Origin of the sequence: Maritimibacter sp. HL-12, assembly GCF_900177545.1 — a bacterium.
Classification (GTDB): Bacteria; Pseudomonadota; Alphaproteobacteria; order Rhodobacterales; family Rhodobacteraceae; genus Sinisalibacter.
Genome location: NZ_FXBQ01000001.1, coordinates 3,390,616 through 3,405,377, shown reverse-complemented (window position 1 = coordinate 3,405,377; position 14,762 = coordinate 3,390,616). Strand labels below are relative to the sequence as shown.

Annotated in this window: 15 protein-coding genes and 1 riboswitch; of the genes, 5 read left to right on the top strand and 10 right to left on the bottom strand. The window is 69.1% G+C overall.

Translation table 11 applies throughout. The annotated features are described in order from the left end of the window. The first annotated feature begins 301 nt into the window (after positions 1-301). From B9Y97_RS16795 to B9Y97_RS16780, 4 genes are all read left to right on the top strand, one after another. Entirely contained in the window at positions 302-3,040 is a 2,739-nt protein-coding gene (locus B9Y97_RS16795) for a ribonuclease E/G (RefSeq protein WP_254900950.1), read from the top strand. A 97-nt stretch (positions 3,041-3,137) separates the two neighbouring features. Continuing rightward, positions 3,138-3,890, top strand: a complete 753-nt coding sequence (locus B9Y97_RS16790) for a cytochrome c biogenesis CcdA family protein (protein ID WP_085527824.1) — start codon at positions 3,138-3,140, stop codon at positions 3,888-3,890. Positions 3,891-4,050: 160 nt separating this feature from the next. Further along, on the top strand, positions 4,051-5,286 hold the full coding sequence (locus tag B9Y97_RS16785) for a hypothetical protein (protein ID WP_254900949.1): 1,236 nt from the start codon (positions 4,051-4,053) through the stop codon (positions 5,284-5,286). Continuing rightward, a complete protein-coding gene (locus tag B9Y97_RS16780; protein ID WP_085527822.1) occupies positions 5,283-6,656 on the top strand; it encodes a cytochrome P450 in 1,374 nt (457 codons plus the stop codon). Before B9Y97_RS16785 ends, B9Y97_RS16780 begins: the two co-directional genes overlap by 4 nt. A gap of 31 nt (positions 6,657-6,687) precedes the next feature. Here the strand turns inward: B9Y97_RS16780 and maiA are convergent, their stop codons facing one another. The 6 genes from maiA to B9Y97_RS16750 all read right to left on the bottom strand — a co-directional run bounded on the left by maiA (position 6,688) and on the right by B9Y97_RS16750 (position 10,769). Then, positions 6,688-7,335 (bottom strand): maleylacetoacetate isomerase, encoded by a 648-nt coding sequence (maiA, locus tag B9Y97_RS16775; protein WP_085527821.1) that lies wholly within the window; start codon positions 7,333-7,335, stop codon positions 6,688-6,690. 63 nt (positions 7,336-7,398) lie between these two features. Next, positions 7,399-8,100, bottom strand: a complete 702-nt coding sequence (locus B9Y97_RS16770) for an energy-coupling factor ABC transporter ATP-binding protein (protein ID WP_085527820.1) — start codon at positions 8,098-8,100, stop codon at positions 7,399-7,401. Beyond that, positions 8,097-8,807 (bottom strand): cobalt ECF transporter T component CbiQ, encoded by a 711-nt coding sequence (gene cbiQ, locus B9Y97_RS16765; RefSeq protein WP_085527819.1) that lies wholly within the window; start codon positions 8,805-8,807, stop codon positions 8,097-8,099. Before cbiQ ends, B9Y97_RS16770 begins: the two co-directional genes overlap by 4 nt. Further along, complete coding sequence (locus B9Y97_RS16760; RefSeq protein ID WP_085527818.1) at positions 8,804-9,355, bottom strand: hypothetical protein; 552 nt, start codon at positions 9,353-9,355, stop codon at positions 8,804-8,806. Before B9Y97_RS16760 ends, cbiQ begins: the two co-directional genes overlap by 4 nt. A gap of 3 nt (positions 9,356-9,358) precedes the next feature. Beyond that, on the bottom strand, positions 9,359-9,982 hold the full coding sequence (cbiM, locus tag B9Y97_RS16755; protein WP_085527817.1) for a cobalt transporter CbiM: 624 nt from the start codon (positions 9,980-9,982) through the stop codon (positions 9,359-9,361). A gap of 4 nt (positions 9,983-9,986) precedes the next feature. Next, on the bottom strand, positions 9,987-10,769 hold the full coding sequence (locus B9Y97_RS16750; protein WP_085527816.1) for a DUF4198 domain-containing protein: 783 nt from the start codon (positions 10,767-10,769) through the stop codon (positions 9,987-9,989). A 138-nt stretch (positions 10,770-10,907) separates the two neighbouring features. Between B9Y97_RS16750 and nikR the strand changes: the two genes are divergently transcribed. Then, positions 10,908-11,381, top strand: a complete 474-nt coding sequence (gene nikR, locus B9Y97_RS16745) for a nickel-responsive transcriptional regulator NikR (protein ID WP_085527815.1) — start codon at positions 10,908-10,910, stop codon at positions 11,379-11,381. Between the two features lie 20 nt (positions 11,382-11,401). Here nikR and B9Y97_RS16740 read toward each other — a convergent pair whose 3' ends face one another. From B9Y97_RS16740 to B9Y97_RS16725, 4 genes are all read right to left on the bottom strand, one after another. Further along, positions 11,402-11,701: a hypothetical protein gene (locus B9Y97_RS16740; protein ID WP_085527814.1), complete on the bottom strand. Its 300-nt coding sequence runs from the start codon at positions 11,699-11,701 to the stop codon at positions 11,402-11,404. Between the two features lie 97 nt (positions 11,702-11,798). Beyond that, a riboswitch (cobalamin riboswitch) is annotated at positions 11,799-12,005 on the bottom strand. A gap of 47 nt (positions 12,006-12,052) precedes the next feature. Continuing rightward, positions 12,053-12,433, bottom strand: coding sequence for a hypothetical protein (locus B9Y97_RS16735; RefSeq protein ID WP_085527813.1), 381 nt, complete (start codon positions 12,431-12,433; stop codon positions 12,053-12,055). Then, positions 12,430-13,083 carry an ATP-binding cassette domain-containing protein gene (locus B9Y97_RS16730; RefSeq protein ID WP_085527812.1) on the bottom strand — a complete coding sequence of 218 codons (654 nt, stop codon included), beginning with the start codon at positions 13,081-13,083 and terminating at the stop codon, positions 12,430-12,432. The genes B9Y97_RS16735 and B9Y97_RS16730 overlap by 4 nt, the downstream gene beginning before the upstream one ends. After that, positions 13,080-14,762 carry an ABC transporter permease gene (locus B9Y97_RS16725; RefSeq protein WP_217809467.1) on the bottom strand — a complete coding sequence of 561 codons (1,683 nt, stop codon included), beginning with the start codon at positions 14,760-14,762 and terminating at the stop codon, positions 13,080-13,082. The genes B9Y97_RS16730 and B9Y97_RS16725 overlap by 4 nt, the downstream gene beginning before the upstream one ends.

Here is a 14,762-nt window from a genome sequence, read left to right as displayed (position 1 = left end):
CAGACCGAGAGGCGGCCCATCGGGCCGGACCGGCCTAACGGCCAGACATTTGCCCGCCAAGCCCGAGGGTGCGGCGTGGCCCTGAACAGGCCCCGGAGGTGCCATGCCTACCGGTGTCGGAGAAGAAACGCGATGAGGCGCGCAGGACAGGACCAGACAGGAGCAGGGGCCAGCACATGGCCGCTGTCCGCGCTGCCGCTGCCCGCGCCGATGGTCGCCCAGACAAGTCACCCCCGTTCCGCCGCGCCTCCGACAGGATCCGCGGGTTGCCGGGGTGCATCGAGACAACATGCCCAAGAAAATGCTTATCGACGCCACCCACGCGGAGGAAACCCGCGTCGTCGTGGTGGACGGCAACAAGGTCGAGGAATTTGACTTTGAGTCCGAAAACAAGCGCCAGCTCGCTGGCAACATCTATCTCGCCAAGGTCACCCGCGTAGAGCCCTCGCTTCAGGCGGCTTTCGTCGATTACGGTGGCAATCGCCACGGTTTCCTGGCGTTTTCGGAAATCCACCCGGATTACTACCAGATCCCTGTCGCCGACCGCGAAGCGCTGCTCGAGGAAGAGCGCGCCTATGCCGAGGCGATGGAGGCCGAGGAGGAAGAGCGCGAGACCCGCAACGAGAAGTCGCGGTCGTCGCGCTCCCGTTCGCGTTCGCGGTCGCGGTCGCGCCCGAAGGCCGAGGGCACCCGCGCCGACGATGCCGTGGTCACCGCCGAGGTCGAGGGCGACGCCGACTCGGACCTGCCCGAGAGCATGGAAGTGATCGACCTCGACGGCGAAGGCGATGCGGATGACGCGCAATCGCCGATGGAGCGGGTCGAGGAAACCCCGGTCGAAGAGCCCGTGAACGGCGACGCAGCGCCGCGCGAGGCCCAGGACGACGAAAACCAGGACGATGACGGCGACGACGACAATGGCCACGACAAGGACATCGAGTCGGTTGCCGATGAGGATGTCACCGAGGAAATCCGTCAGCCGCGCAAGCCGCGTCCGAAGAAGTTCAAGATCCAGGAAGTGATCAAGGTGCGCCAGATCCTGCTGGTGCAGGTCGTCAAGGAAGAGCGCGGCAACAAGGGCGCGGCACTCACCACCTATCTCAGCCTCGCAGGCCGCTACTGCGTGCTGATGCCCAACACCGCCCGCGGTGGCGGCATCAGCCGCAAGATCACCAACGCGGTCGATCGCAAGAAGCTCAAGGAGATCGCGGGCGAGATCGAGGTGCCGCGCGGCGCCGGATTGATCATCCGCACCGCCGGTGCCAAGCGCACCAAGGCCGAGATCAAGCGCGATTACGAGTATCTCCAGCGGCTGTGGGAAGAGATCCGCACCCTCACGCTGAAGAGCATCGCACCGGCGAAGATCTACGAAGAAGGCAACCTCATCAAGCGCTCGATCCGCGATCTCTATTCCAAGGAGATCGACGAGGTTCTGGTGGAAGGCGACGCGGGCTACCGCGTGGCCAAGGACTTCATGAAGATGATCATGCCGTCCCACGCCAAGAACGTGAAGCATTACGCCGAAGGTCTGCCGCTGTTCGCACGTTACCAGGTCGAGAGCTATCTCAGCTCGATGTTCAACCCCACGGTGCAACTGCGCTCTGGCGGTTACATCGTGATCGGCGTGACCGAGGCGCTGGTGGCGATCGACGTGAACTCGGGAAGGGCCACCAAGGAAGGCTCGATCGAGGAAACCGCGCTCAAGACCAACCTCGAAGCCGCCGAGGAGGTGGCCCGGCAGTTGCGCCTGCGTGACCTTGCCGGGCTGATCGTGATCGACTTCATCGACATGGAGGAGCGTCGCAACAACGCCGCCGTCGAGAAGCGTATGAAGGACAAGCTCAAGACCGACCGCGCCCGCATCCAGGTTGGCCGGATCTCGGGCTTCGGGCTGATGGAGATGAGCCGTCAGCGGCTGCGTCCGGGCATGATCGAGGCCACCACCCAGCCTTGCCCGCATTGCCATGGCACCGGGCTGATCCGCTCGGATGACAACCTTGCGCTCACCATCCTGCGCCAGCTTGAGGAAGAGGGCACCCGCCGCCGGTCACGCGAGGTTCTGCTGAAGGCCCCGGTGGCCATCGTGAACTACCTGATGAACCACAAGCGCGAGCACATCGCCCAGATCGAGTTGCGCTATGGCATGGGCATTCGCATCGAGGCCGATGCCTTCCTGATCTCGCCGGATTTCTCGATCGAGAAATTCAAGACCGCCATCCGCGCGGTGCCGGAGGCCCCGGTGGTGTCGGCCGGTGCGGCGCTGATGGAAGAGGTCGATGAAGACGTGTCCGAGCCCGAGGTCGAGGACGAGGTGGATGAGGCCGTCGAGGCGGGCACCGAGGGCGATGACCAGCCCAAGAAGAAGCGCCGCCGTCGGCGTCGTCGTCCGTCGAAGTCGAAATCCGCGCAGAACGGCGGCGAGGCGGGCGAGGCCGACAACGGTGCGGCTGACACCGACGGTGCCGCCAGCGAGGCGACGCAGGACGACGGCGCGGTTGCGCCGCAAGCTGCCGTGGAGCCTGCCGAAGCCTCGCAGCCGGACGATGTCGCGGCCGAAAAACCCGCGCCAAGGCGCGGCTCGCGGTCGCGGTCGTCGAAGGCGACCAAGCCGAAGGACATGAGCGCGCCGGAAACCACCGAGGACGGTGCCGGTGCCACGCCCGAGGCCCCTGCCGCCGACACCGCCGAGGAAGAGACCGCCAAGAAGCCCACGCGGACCCGGACGAAAACCACCACCTCGTCACGGGCGAAATCGTCGGCCGGCAAGACGGCGGCTGCGAAGAGCACAACCGCGAAGCCGCGCAGCACGGCCGCCAGCAAGGCCAAGGCCGCGGCGGCAAAGCAGGCCGAGCCTGAGGCCGAGGCAGACCAGCCCGCGCCGCAATCCGCCGAGGCAGAGGCGCCGGCCCGCAAACCGCGTGCCACGCCCGCCAAGCCCGAGGCGGAAAAGGCAAAGGAAACGAAGCCCGACGAGACCAAACAGGACGAGGCCAAGCCGGCCGCGCCCAAGAAGCGCGGCTGGTGGGCGCTCGGACGCTGATCCCGTTTCGGCCGGGCTTCGCGGCCCGGCCGACCGCTCCCCTTGATGTGACCAAATGGCGCGTGACGGGCGCAGGCGGGCAGGCTAGAGAAGTCTCATGTTCGGAATTGACCTTATCGACGCCAGCCTGATCCCGGCCATGAGCATCGCGCTCATCGCCGGGGTTCTCAGCTTCCTCAGCCCTTGCGTTCTGCCCATCGTGCCGCCCTACATCGCCTACATGTCGGGCATTTCGGTGGGCGAGTTGTCGGCGGGAGCCAAGGGCTCGCGCAAGGCGATGCTCACCGCGCTGTTCTTCGTGCTCGGGCTGTCGACGGTGTTCTTGTTCCTCGGTTTCGCGGCATCCGCGTTCGGCGCGCTGTTCTTGCAGAACCAGAGCCTGTTCAGCACCATCGCCGGGATCATCGTGATGGTGTTCGGGGCGCATTTCCTCGGGATCTTCACGATTCCCTTCCTCAACCGCGAAGCCCGGCTCGATGCCGGCGACCAGGGCGGCTCGGCCTTCGGGGCCTACCTGCTCGGGCTTGCCTTCGCCTTTGGCTGGACGCCTTGCATCGGTCCGCAACTTGGCGCGATCCTGTCGCTCGCCGCCTCCGAGGCGAGCGTGGCGCGCGGGACCTTCCTGCTGGCGATCTATGCGGCCGGGCTCGGCGTGCCGTTCCTGCTGGTCGCCGCCTTCTTCCCGCGGATGCAGGGGCTGATGTCGTGGATGAAGCGGCACATGGACCGGATCGAGCGGGTCATGGGGCTGTTGCTCTGGACCATCGGCCTCCTGATGCTCACCGGCGGGTTCTCGGCCTTCTCGTGGTGGCTGCTTGAAACCTTCCCGGCGCTTTCGGCGCTGGGGTGAGGTTCGAGCGGGCTTGCGCCCGGCCGAAGTGCCGCTGGTTTCGCCCCACCGGACCCCACGAGACGTTTGCAGACAGATGACGGCGGCAGGGCCTTATCATTGCCCGATTGCCGGTATAGCCTGTGCTGAAACAATCTGAAGCCGGGCGATGAGCAGTGCCATGCCACAACAGGTGAAACGCCGCCGGGTGTTCTATATTCCCGGCTACGACCCGATTCACCCGCGCCGCTACCGCGAGCTTTACCGCAAGGAGGCGGCGGCGCAGGGAAAGATCTCGGGCTTCGAGGTGGACCTGATCGGGCGGCAGGGCGGCGACAGCTACGGCTGGCAGGTGACCGGACGGATCGACGGGGCCGAGACGGAAGCCGAGTTCGACGTGCTGGTCTGGTCCGATATCGTGCGCGCCTCGATGGATCTGAACATCCCGCAGACCTATGCGCTGATGGCGCGCACCGCGTGGATATACATCTCAACCGGCGCGCTCGCACGGCTGATGCGGCTGCGCAAGGGGCCGGTGATCGCGGCGCTCTACCCGGTGGGGATGCTGATCCTGCAAGCTCTGGCGGCGCTGGCGCTGGCCTGGGTGGTGGTGGCGCTTTCGGCGCTCGGCGTGGAGCGGCTCCTGCCCGGGGCGGGCTGGCTCGGCTGGGCCGCCGGGCTGGTGCTCGGTGCCGGTGCGGGCGTCGCGCTGCTGCGCTGGTTTCGCAAGATCGACAACCGGCTCTACGTCTATTACCTGATGCACGATTACGCCTATTCGGCAGCCACGCGGGGCGCGAACTCGCCCGAGCTGGAGGCACGAATGGCGCGCTTTGCCGACCAGATCGCGGAGGCGCTGGAGGCGGACGTGGACGAGGTTCTCGTGGTGGGGCATTCGTCGGGCGCGCATCTGGGCGTGACGATCCTCGCCGATCTGATCCGCGCGGGGCGGGTGCCCGAACGAGGGCCGAAGCTCGGGTTCCTGACGCTGGGGCAGGTGGTGCCGATGGTGTCGTTCCTGCCTGACGCCGGGCGGCTCAGGCGCGATCTGCACGATCTGAGCCGGGCCGAGGGTATCGCCTGGGTCGACGTCACCGCGCCGGGCGACGGCTGCGCCTTCGCACTCTGCGACCCGGTGAGCGTGTCGGGCGTGGCACCCGCCGAGGGCAAACGCTGGCCGCTGGTGATCTCGGCGGCCTTCACCCAGACGCTGAGCCCCGAACGTTGGCGCCAATTGCGCTGGCGCTTCTTCCGGCTGCACTTCCAGTATCTCTGCGCCTTCGACCGGCCGAAGGATTACGACTATTTCCAGATTACCGCCGGGCCGCTCAGCCTCGCCAGCCGCTTCGCAGGCCGTCCCCCGTCGAAAAGCCGCATTGACGTCGCCGTCTCGAAACATACCAGTATGGCGCCATGACGCTTCCCCCCAAGCCCCCCGCCCGGCCCGGCAAGGTTTCGCTCTGGCGTTACATGCGGCTGTTTCGCGCCGATATCCTCTCGGCCCAGCCCGCGCATCTTTACCGGGCCTGGATGGCGGAGTTCCGCACGCCGTTCTTTCGTTCCTACATGTGCAACGATCCCGCGCTGGTGGATCTGGTGCTGAAGGCGCGGCCCGACGATTTCCCGAAATCCGACCGGATCCGCGAGGGGTTGGCGCCGCTCCTTGGCAACTCGGTCTTCGTCACCAATGGCGAGACCTGGAAGCGCCAGCGCCGGATCATCGACCCGGCCTTCGAGGGGGGCCGCTTGCGCGACACCTTCCCGGCGATGTGGGACGCCGGCGTGGCAGCGGTCGAACGGCTCCGGGCGCGCGCCGACGGCCAGCCCGTCGAGATCGAGGCAGAGACCAGCGAGGCGGCGGCCGACGTGATCTTCCGCACCCTGTTCTCGATCCCGATCGAACACGAGGTGGCGGGCAAGGTGTTTTCCGAGTTCAAGGCCCACCAGCGTGCCCAGCCGGTGCTCAACCTCGGCGCGGTCCTGCCGCTGCCGCACTGGTTTCCGCGCTTTCACCGTCGCGAAACCAAGCGCACGGCGCGCCGGATCCGCGCGCTGATCACCGAGTTGACCGCGCGCCGGATGGCAGAGATCGAGGCGGGCCGCGCGCCCGACGATCTCGCCACCAAGATCATGACGACGCGCGATCCGGTCACCGGGCAAACCTTTGACACCGCCGAGATGGTCGACCAGGTGGCGATCTTCTTCCTCGCGGGGCATGAAACCTCGGCCTCGGCGCTGGCCTGGGCGCTTTACCTGCTCGCGCTCTACCCCGACTGGCAGGACAAGGTCGCCGAAGAGGCGGCGCGCGAGATCGACCCCGACCGGATCTATTTCTCCTCGCTCAAGCGCCTCAAGGTCACGCGCGACGTGTTCCGCGAAACCCTCAGGCTCTACCCGCCGGTGCCGATGATGGTGCGCGAGGCGGCGGGCTGCGAGCATTTCCGGGGCCGCGAGGTCAAGCCCGGCAGCCAGGTGGTGCTCAGCCCCTGGCACCAGCAGCGCCACGAGCGGATCTGGGACAATCCCGATGCCTTCGACCCCGCCCGTTTTGCGACCGAGAACGGCAAACAGGGGCTGCGCACGGCCTATATGCCGTTCTCGGCCGGCGCGCGGGTCTGCACCGGCTCGGGATTCGCGATGGCCGAGGGGCCGCTCCTGCTTGCGCTCCTGGTGCGGGCCTTCCGGTTCGAACCCGTGGAAGGCCGCCCTGCGATGCCGGTGGCGCATCTGACAGTGCGGGGAAAAGACGGCATCTGGCTTCGCCTCACGCCGAGAAACCCGGTCTGAACCGGCCTGCGGCGATGCGGCGGCGCAGGCGTCAGCCCGCGTCGGGTTGTTGCGAAGGCGCGGCGCTGGCGAATTCCGGCAAGGCATCGAGGGCGTCGAAGATCCGCCGGATCGTCGGGTAGGGCGTCATATCCACCTCGAAGCGACGGTTGTTCCACATCTGGGCGTAGAGGCAGCAATCGGCGTAGCCGGGGGTGTCGCCGTGGCAAAAGGTGCCGGTATCCGGGCTGTGCGCAAGCATCGCTTCAAGCGGTTGAAAGGTGGTGTGCACCCAGTGGTTGAACCATGCCTTCCTGCCCGCGTCACCGGCCCCGAACTCGGCATCGAGGAAGGTCAGCACCCGCAGGTTGTTGATCGGGTGGATCTCCAGCGCCACCATCTGCGCCAGCGCGCGCACCCTTGCGCGGGCCTTCGGCTCGGCGGGCAGAAGCGGGCGCTCGGGGTGGGTCTCGTCGAGCCATTCCATGATCGCGAGCGACTGGGTGAGCACGGTGCCGTCCTCCAGTTCCAGCGCCGGCACCAGCTCTTGCCGGTTCACCCCGGCGTACTCCTCGGTGCGATGCGCGCCGGTTGGCAGGTGCACGCCGATGTAATCATAGGCCACACCCTTGAGGTTCAGCGCCGCGCGCAGCCGGGTGGAGGTGGAGGAGCGGAAGTAGTTGTAAAGCTTGAGCGTCATCGATCCTGTCCCTGTTCGCCCCGAACCTGCCACGCGGCGGGGTTGGGGAAAAGGGGGGATCGGTCAGGCCGGGTGGATATGCGGGTGTCGGTGCAGGTGCGGATGGTCGTGGATCTCGCCCGGCGCGAGGCGGCCCTCGGCAAGGATCATCGCGCGGGTGGCGAAGGCGGCGACGAAGACATCGTCGTGCGAAACGAGGATCATCGCGCCGTCGTAGGCGGCAAGGGCCGCGGCCAGCCGGGCCCCGTTGGCGGCGTCGACCCCGTTGGTGGGCTCGTCGAGCAGCAGCACCTCGGGCTCCATCGCAAGCAGCCCGGCAAGGCAGACGAGGCGTTTCTCGCCGCCCGAAAGCCGGTGAGTGAAGCGCTCGGCGAGATGGGCGATTCCGAGCCGGTCCAGCGTGGTGGCGGCGCGGGCATTGGCCTCGCCCGGCCCCAGCCCGGTGTTGAGCGGGCCGAAGGCCACGTCTTCCAGCACGCTGGGACAGAACAGTTGATCGTCGCTGTCCTGGAACAGAAAGCCGATGCGCGGCCTGGCGGCGCGAAAATCGGCCTCGCGCGTGGCGGGGTTGCCAAACAGCGCCACTTCGCCCGCCTGCGCCCGCTCCAGCCCGACGATGGCGCGCAAGAGCGTGGTTTTCCCCGCCCCGTTCGCGCCGACGATGGCGAGGCGCTCGCCGGGCGCGAGCGCGAGGCTGGCCCCCGAAAGCACCGCACGGCCGTCACGGGCGAGGTCCAGATCGGTGAGTCGGATGAGGTCGGTCACAACTTGTCCCAAATCAGGGTGAGCGCGGCGGCACCGGTGATCAGCGCAGCCCCCACCCAGTCGGCTGGCACCGGGGCGGGCAACGGGGCCCGCGGGTAGCGACCGGTGAAGCCGCGCAGGCGCATCGCGTCTTCCACCCTGTCGGCCCGGTCCAGAGCACGCACGAGCAACATGCCGACGAGATAGCCGTAACTGCGCCAGGTGTGAAGGTTGGATCGGGGCCGGAAGCCGCGTGCGCGCATCGCGTCGCGCAGCCGGCGCGCCTCGGCACCGATCACCCCGATGTAGCGCGCGGTGGCGATGAAGAGCCGCACGAGGGGCTCGGGCAGGCCCAGCCCGGCGAGCGCGCGGCCAAGGTGCAGGGGTTCGCGCCCGCCAATCAGCAGCGCGATCAGCAGCACCGAGGCGGTCACCTTGGCCGCCAGCACAAAGGCACGGGCAAAGCCCTCGGCGCTGGCGTCGAGCGGGCCGAGGCTCAGCACCGGGTGGCCCTCGATGGTGAAGGGAAGGGTGACAAAAAGAAGGAGCAGGAAGGCTTCGAGGTGCAGAAGCCGCCGCCACGGCAGAGGTTGGCGGGCGAGGGCAAAGAGCGCCAGCGCGAGCAATACGGCGAGCAGAGCCGGCGCGAGACCGGCGAGTTGCGACCACAGCGCCACCGCGACGAAGGCGGCGGCGAGGCGCAGGCGCAGATCGCCGGGCAGGATCACCGCCGCCGCCCCTTGGCCCAGAGGCCAATCCCGGCCAGCCCGAGGATGAAGAAGATGCCGGAGAGCACATCGGTGAGCCGCAGCCGGGCGTCAAGCGCCTCGATCCGCGCATGAAGCGGGGCGATCTGGCGGGCGACGGCGGCTTCGACCGCGCGGGCCACGGCATCGGGTGCGTCGGTGGCGTTCGGCCCGGGTGCGGGGGGTGCGGGGGGATCGGACCCCGCCACGGAGACCGCGCCGAACCGCTCCGGTGCAAGGCTCGTCGATGCGGCGTGGCCGTCGCCGAGGCTGACCGTGATCGTGACATCCCCGCTCACCGCGCCCGGCACGGCAAAACCGAAGCCGCCCTCGTCGTCGGTCTTGCCCGAGGCGATCTCGGCCCCGCCCATCTCGGCGCGCCAGGCCCCGCCCCTGGGCCGCCCCCCGCCGATGAAGAAGGCATGGCCCGACACCTTGTCGCCCTCGACGGCAGCGAAAACCTTCAGCCCGTGCGCCGCGGCGGGGGCGGCGAGGAGCAGGGCGAGGAGAAAGGCGGCGAGGGCGCGCATCGTCTACTCCGGTCCGACGGCGAGACGCGGCGCGAGGGCCTCGGGTTGCACCCGGGCAAGGAAGATCACCACGGCGGCCGTCACCGCGCCCTCGGCCAGTGCCAGCGGCAGGTAGGTGACCAGCAAGACCTGCGCGACCAGACCATAATCCGCCGACGACAGCCAGAGCGAGGCCGCCACCAGCAACCCCGAGGCAACAACCGTGGCCGCGCCCGCGATCCCCCCGAGCAGAGCCGCGCGCCCCGGCGACCGGGCGGCGCGGATCAGCGGACCGACCGCGAGGCCGATCAGCGCGCCAGGCAGCGCCATGTTGACCGTGTTGATCCCGAGCGTGGTGATCCCGCCGATGCCGAACATCACCGCCTGCAACGCCAGACCGACCAGAACGGCGGGGAAGATGCCGAGCCCCAGCATCACCCCCAACAATCCCGAAAACACCAGGTGCACGCTCGATGGCCCGACCGGCACCGCGACCAGCGACCCGGCGAAGAACACCGCCGACAGCATCGCCACGCGCGGGATCGCGCGCTCGTCGAGACGTGCCAGCGCAAGGCCAACCCCTGCCGCTGCCACGCCCGCGCCGCCGATCAGAACCGGGGCCGAGAGGATGCCGTCGGGAATGTGCACCGGCTCAGTCTTCCGTACCCTGGGCGTGAACCCAGATCAGCGCGCCTTCCTCCACCGGCACCTCGTCGCCCTCGGGCGAGGTCATCGGCGAGTCGGCTTCGAGCAGGGCGGCAAAACCCCACCAGCCGGGGAAGGGCATGGCATAGGTGAAGGTGCCACCCGCGTCGGCCTTGATCACCTGGGTGATGAAGGCTTCGTTCGGTGCCTCGAAGCGGCCGTCGTTGACGAATTCCACCTCGACCTCGGCGAAGGGCACCGGGTCGCCCGCCTTGGTCACGACGCCGGAGAACAGGTTGCCGGCCCAGACCCCGGTGGGGCGTGTCAGCGGTGCGATCTCGACCGGCAGGCCCACCATCTCGTCCCAGCCCTCGCCGCTTGCGTAGCTGTCAACCACGACCTTGGCGTAATGCACGATGAAGGCGCCCTCGGCGGGTTCCCAGTAGGGTTGCGGCGCAACCCAGAACACCGCCGCACCGGGGGTGTCGAGCCTGTGGCTCATCTGCCAGGCCATGGCGCCGTCTTTCGGGGCTTCCACCAGCGCTGCGTCGAGATCGGTCTTTGCACCGCCCGCCAGCACGCCGACCTCGGCGGGGCGGTCCATCTGCATCACCGGGCCGCCTTCAAACGGGTGGGTGAAGGTGAGATCGAGCGTCACCTCGCCGCCCTCGGGCAGCACATCGGCCTGCGGCAGGATCTCAAGGAAATGCGCCTGCGCAGGCAGGGCGAGGCCGAGGCCGACAATCACCGGGAAAAGGGCGGTTGCGACGGTGAGGGGACGCTGGGGCATACGAATCTCCGCAAGGGTATGACAATGAAGCATGATTATCATACTGGATCAGGGGCGCAAGATGCAGGTGCAGAAAACCCGGCGCTTTCGCCGCCGATTCCGCGCTGATATGCTGCGGCAAGGCAGACGGAGGCTCCCATGCAGCGCGTGACCATCACTCTCACCGACGACATCGCCGAGGCGCTCGATGCCTTCATGTCCGCGAGCGGCGCAGCCAATCGCTCGGAGGCGATCCGCGACCTCGTGCGCCGCGGTCTTGCCGCGCGCGCCGATGCCCCGGCCGAGGCCGCGTGCTACGGTGTCGTGTCCTGCGCCGTCGATCACTCGACGCGCAACCTCGCGGTGCGGGTGCCGCAAAGCCGTCTCGACCGGCACGACCAGACCGTGGCGGCGCTCTCGGTGCCGCTCGATCACAGCACCTCGCTGGAGGTGGCGGTGATGCGCGGGCAGGTCGGTGACGTGGCGAGTTTTGCCGAGGCGCTGTTTCTCGAGCGCGGGGTGATGCACGGGGCTCTGGCGCTGGTGCCGGTCTCCGAAGGCGGGCCGGAACATGTGCACAACGCGGGCGAGGCCCATGCCCATAGCCACGTGAAGGTGGAAAGCGGGTTCTGACCCGGCGCGCGGAACGACCGTCACAGCGCCCGCCGCCGCTCGCCTGCGCCGCCCCGTCGACGCGGGGCGGGCAGGGCAAGGCCAAGCGCCACCGTTGGCCCGCCGAGCGAGGCCCGCAACACGCGGCAGACCTCGGCCACCGCCGGATCGCTCGCGGCGAACGGCTGCGCTGCGCAGAGCGCACGGCGCGCCTCCGCCGCGTAGCACGCCCCCCCGGGCAGGCCCGCGAGCCATTGCATGTAGCCCATCTGGCCAATCTCGCGCGCCCGGGCCGGGTCCGCCGGGGCCATCAGCAATTGTGACAAGGTGTGAATATCCATCGCGCCCTCCGCGCATGAGGGCGGGGGCGGTGAAAGACCGAACGATTTGGCGGGCAGGGCCCATGATCCGCGATCCTCCTCCGGGGCACCCCGCCCGGGTTGACATGACAAGGATGGCAGGTCTCCTGACTCGCGGGTCTCGGCTCTCCTGCGCCTTCCCGGGACGGGACCCAGTGGCATGTTGCAGGATGGCTCGCCGCTCACAGTTGCGGGGGCAGTCGCGGATTTGGGGCAAGCCCCGCACCGCGTTCCCTTTTAAGGTCATCGGACAAGCCGAACGACCACCATCGCGCCCAGCATGGCAGGAACGCGCGCCGGGGGCAAGGCGCGCTTTCGAACGCCGGCATGAGGTCAGGTGCGCCGGGCGCGTGCAATCAAGGTGAGGCTCAGCAGGCAGGCCATGGCGAAGACGCCGAACCAGCCGAAGAACCAGAACCGACCGGCAAGCGCGTCTTCTGCCATCGACGCAACGAAGCGCTGCTTGCCGACGATGGCTGCGGCCACGGCCAGCACGAACCCGGCAAGCGCCAGCAGGGCGAGCCGGGGAGAGGTCAGCCCGAAGGCGCGGGCCAGGGCATGGAGGCCAAGACCGATCGGCGCACCGACAAGCCCGGTCCGCGCGGCCCACCACGGGTGGGCACCGAGCGCCTCGGCCCCGCCGCGTGCGGCGAAGGCCATCAAAACGGCCGTCGTGCCAAGGGCGAATGCGGTGGATGCGGGCGAGAATGTCATGCGGGGTCTCCTTGCGAGGTCAGGCCGATCACCGGCCCGGCGGCGGCCTCGGCGTCGGCCGGATCGTGGGTGACCATCAATGCCGGGATCGCACGCGCGCGGATATGGGCGAAGGTGAAGGCGCGTATCTCGTCGCGCAGGTTCGCATCGAGCTTGGAGAAGGGTTCGTCGAGCAGGAGGGCAGCCGGTTCGGCGAGCAGGCTGCGCATCAAGGCGGCGCGGGCGCGCTGGCCGCCCGAGAGGCTGGCCGGGTCGCGGTCATGCAGGCCTGAAAGCCCGGCCTGTGCCAGGGCGGCCTCGACCGCCGCGCGCCGCGCCGTGTGCCCTTTCACGGTGGCGGTGAGGCCGAAGGCGAGGTTGTCACCGACCGCGAGGTGGGGAAACAGCACGGCATCCTGAAACACCAGCCCGACGCGACGCGCCTCGGCGGGGAGTGCGAGCAGATCGCGCCCGTCGAGGGTGACAGCGCCGGTGAGCGTGAAGGCCGGGGCGAGGTGACCGGCGATGGCATCGAGCAGGGTCGACTTGCCGACGCCGGAGGGGCCCATCACGGTGGCGATCTCGCCGGGGCCGATGGTGAGGCTCAGGGGCGCGAAGAGCGGCGCGGCACCTGCGGGTTGCAGGGTGATGCGGTCGAGAACGAGGCTCATGCGGCACCGCCTTTCAGGGCGCGCCGGTCGCGGTGCAAGAGCGCGGGGATCAGGAAGGCCGCGGCATAGGCCGCGAGCGGAAGCGCCATTTGCAACGTCGCATAGGCCCCGGTCACCCGCCGGTCGGAGCCGGAGGAAAGCGTCACCGCCTCGGTGGTGAGCGTGGCGATGCGCCCCGTGCCCATGAACAGCGTTGGCAGATATTGCGCGACCGACACCGCAACGCCGATGGCGGCGGCGGTGAGGATCGGGGCGAGCAGCACCGGCAGCTTGACCGTGAACAGCCGCCGCCACGGTCCGGCACCGAGCGAGGCGGCGGCGCGGGTGAGGCGCGGGTCGAGGGCGCGCCAGGGGTCGGACAGCGTGATCATCACGTAAGGAAAGACGAAGAGCGCCTGCGCCCAGATCACGGTTGCAAGCCCGCCGGGCAGGCCGAGCCGCAGGAACCCTGCGTTGAGCCCGAACAGGAAGGCGATCTGCGGCAACAGGAGCGGCAGGTAGATCAGCGCCTCGGCCCAGGCCGCGCGCGGGGTGCGGGCGCGATCCTCGCCTTCGAGCCAGGCCACCGCGAGGGCGAGGGCGATGCCGGTGGTGGCGAGCGCGATCAGGAGCGTCTGGCCGAATGCCCGCGCAAGCCCCGGCCCGGCCCCGGTCCAGGCCCTGAGCGACCAGCTTTCCGGCAGCGCCCCGGGCCAGGGCCAGCGCCAGGCGAACGACCAGATCAGCAAGGCCAGCATCGACAGCCCGCCAAGGGTGATCGCCGCGAAGCCGAGCGCATGGGCGATACCGAGGAGCGGGTCGAGCCCGCGCCCGCGCCCGCCGCGGCAGACCCACATCCGCCCGGCCAGCGCCAGCGCGCGCTCGATGAGCCACAGGAGCGCGAAGGCCACCGCCACCAGGGCGCCCTGCAGCAGCGCCCCGGCGGAGGCGGGCAGCAGGAGCGCGGTGTCGGGGGCGAAGAACAGCCGGGTGAGCAGCACCGCCAGCACCGGCGGGTTCGAGGGGCCGAGGATCAGCCCCATCTCCACCGTCGAGAGCGCATAGGCCAGCACCACCATCACCGGCAGCCGGATCAGCGGCCAAAGCTGCGGCACGATCAGCTTGAGCCAGACCGCGGCCCGCCCGTAGCCGAGTGAACGCCCGGTGGCGAGGTGCTGGCGCAGCGGGATCTGGGTGAGCGCCGCGAGGCTGACGAGCATCAGGAAGGGCACCTCCTTCAGCATCAGCCCGAGGATTAGCGCGATCCCCCAGGGGTCGCCCACCAGCGCGAGATCGGGCGGGCGGTCGAGACCGAGCACCGGCGCAAGCGCCCGGGCGATCCAGCCCGAGGGCGCAAGCACGAAGGCCAGCCCGATCGCCAGCGCGGCATGGGGGATCGCGAGGAACGGCGCAAGCAGCCGCGCCGCGCGCCCGCCACTGAGGCGGGGCTGCAACGCGGCGGTGAGCGCCAGCGCGAGCACGAGCGAAAGCAGGGTTGAGACAACGCCGGTGAAGGCGGTGATCTTGAGCGAGGTGACCAGCCCCGGCAAGCCGAAGAGCGCGGCCCATGGGTCAAGTCCGGCCTCGGTGGCCCCGATCGCGGGCATCAGCCCGAACCCCGCCCGCGCGGTGACCCAAAGCCCCGCCGCGATCGGGCCGATCAACCCGAAGGCCAGAACCGCGAGCACCAGCCCGCGCAA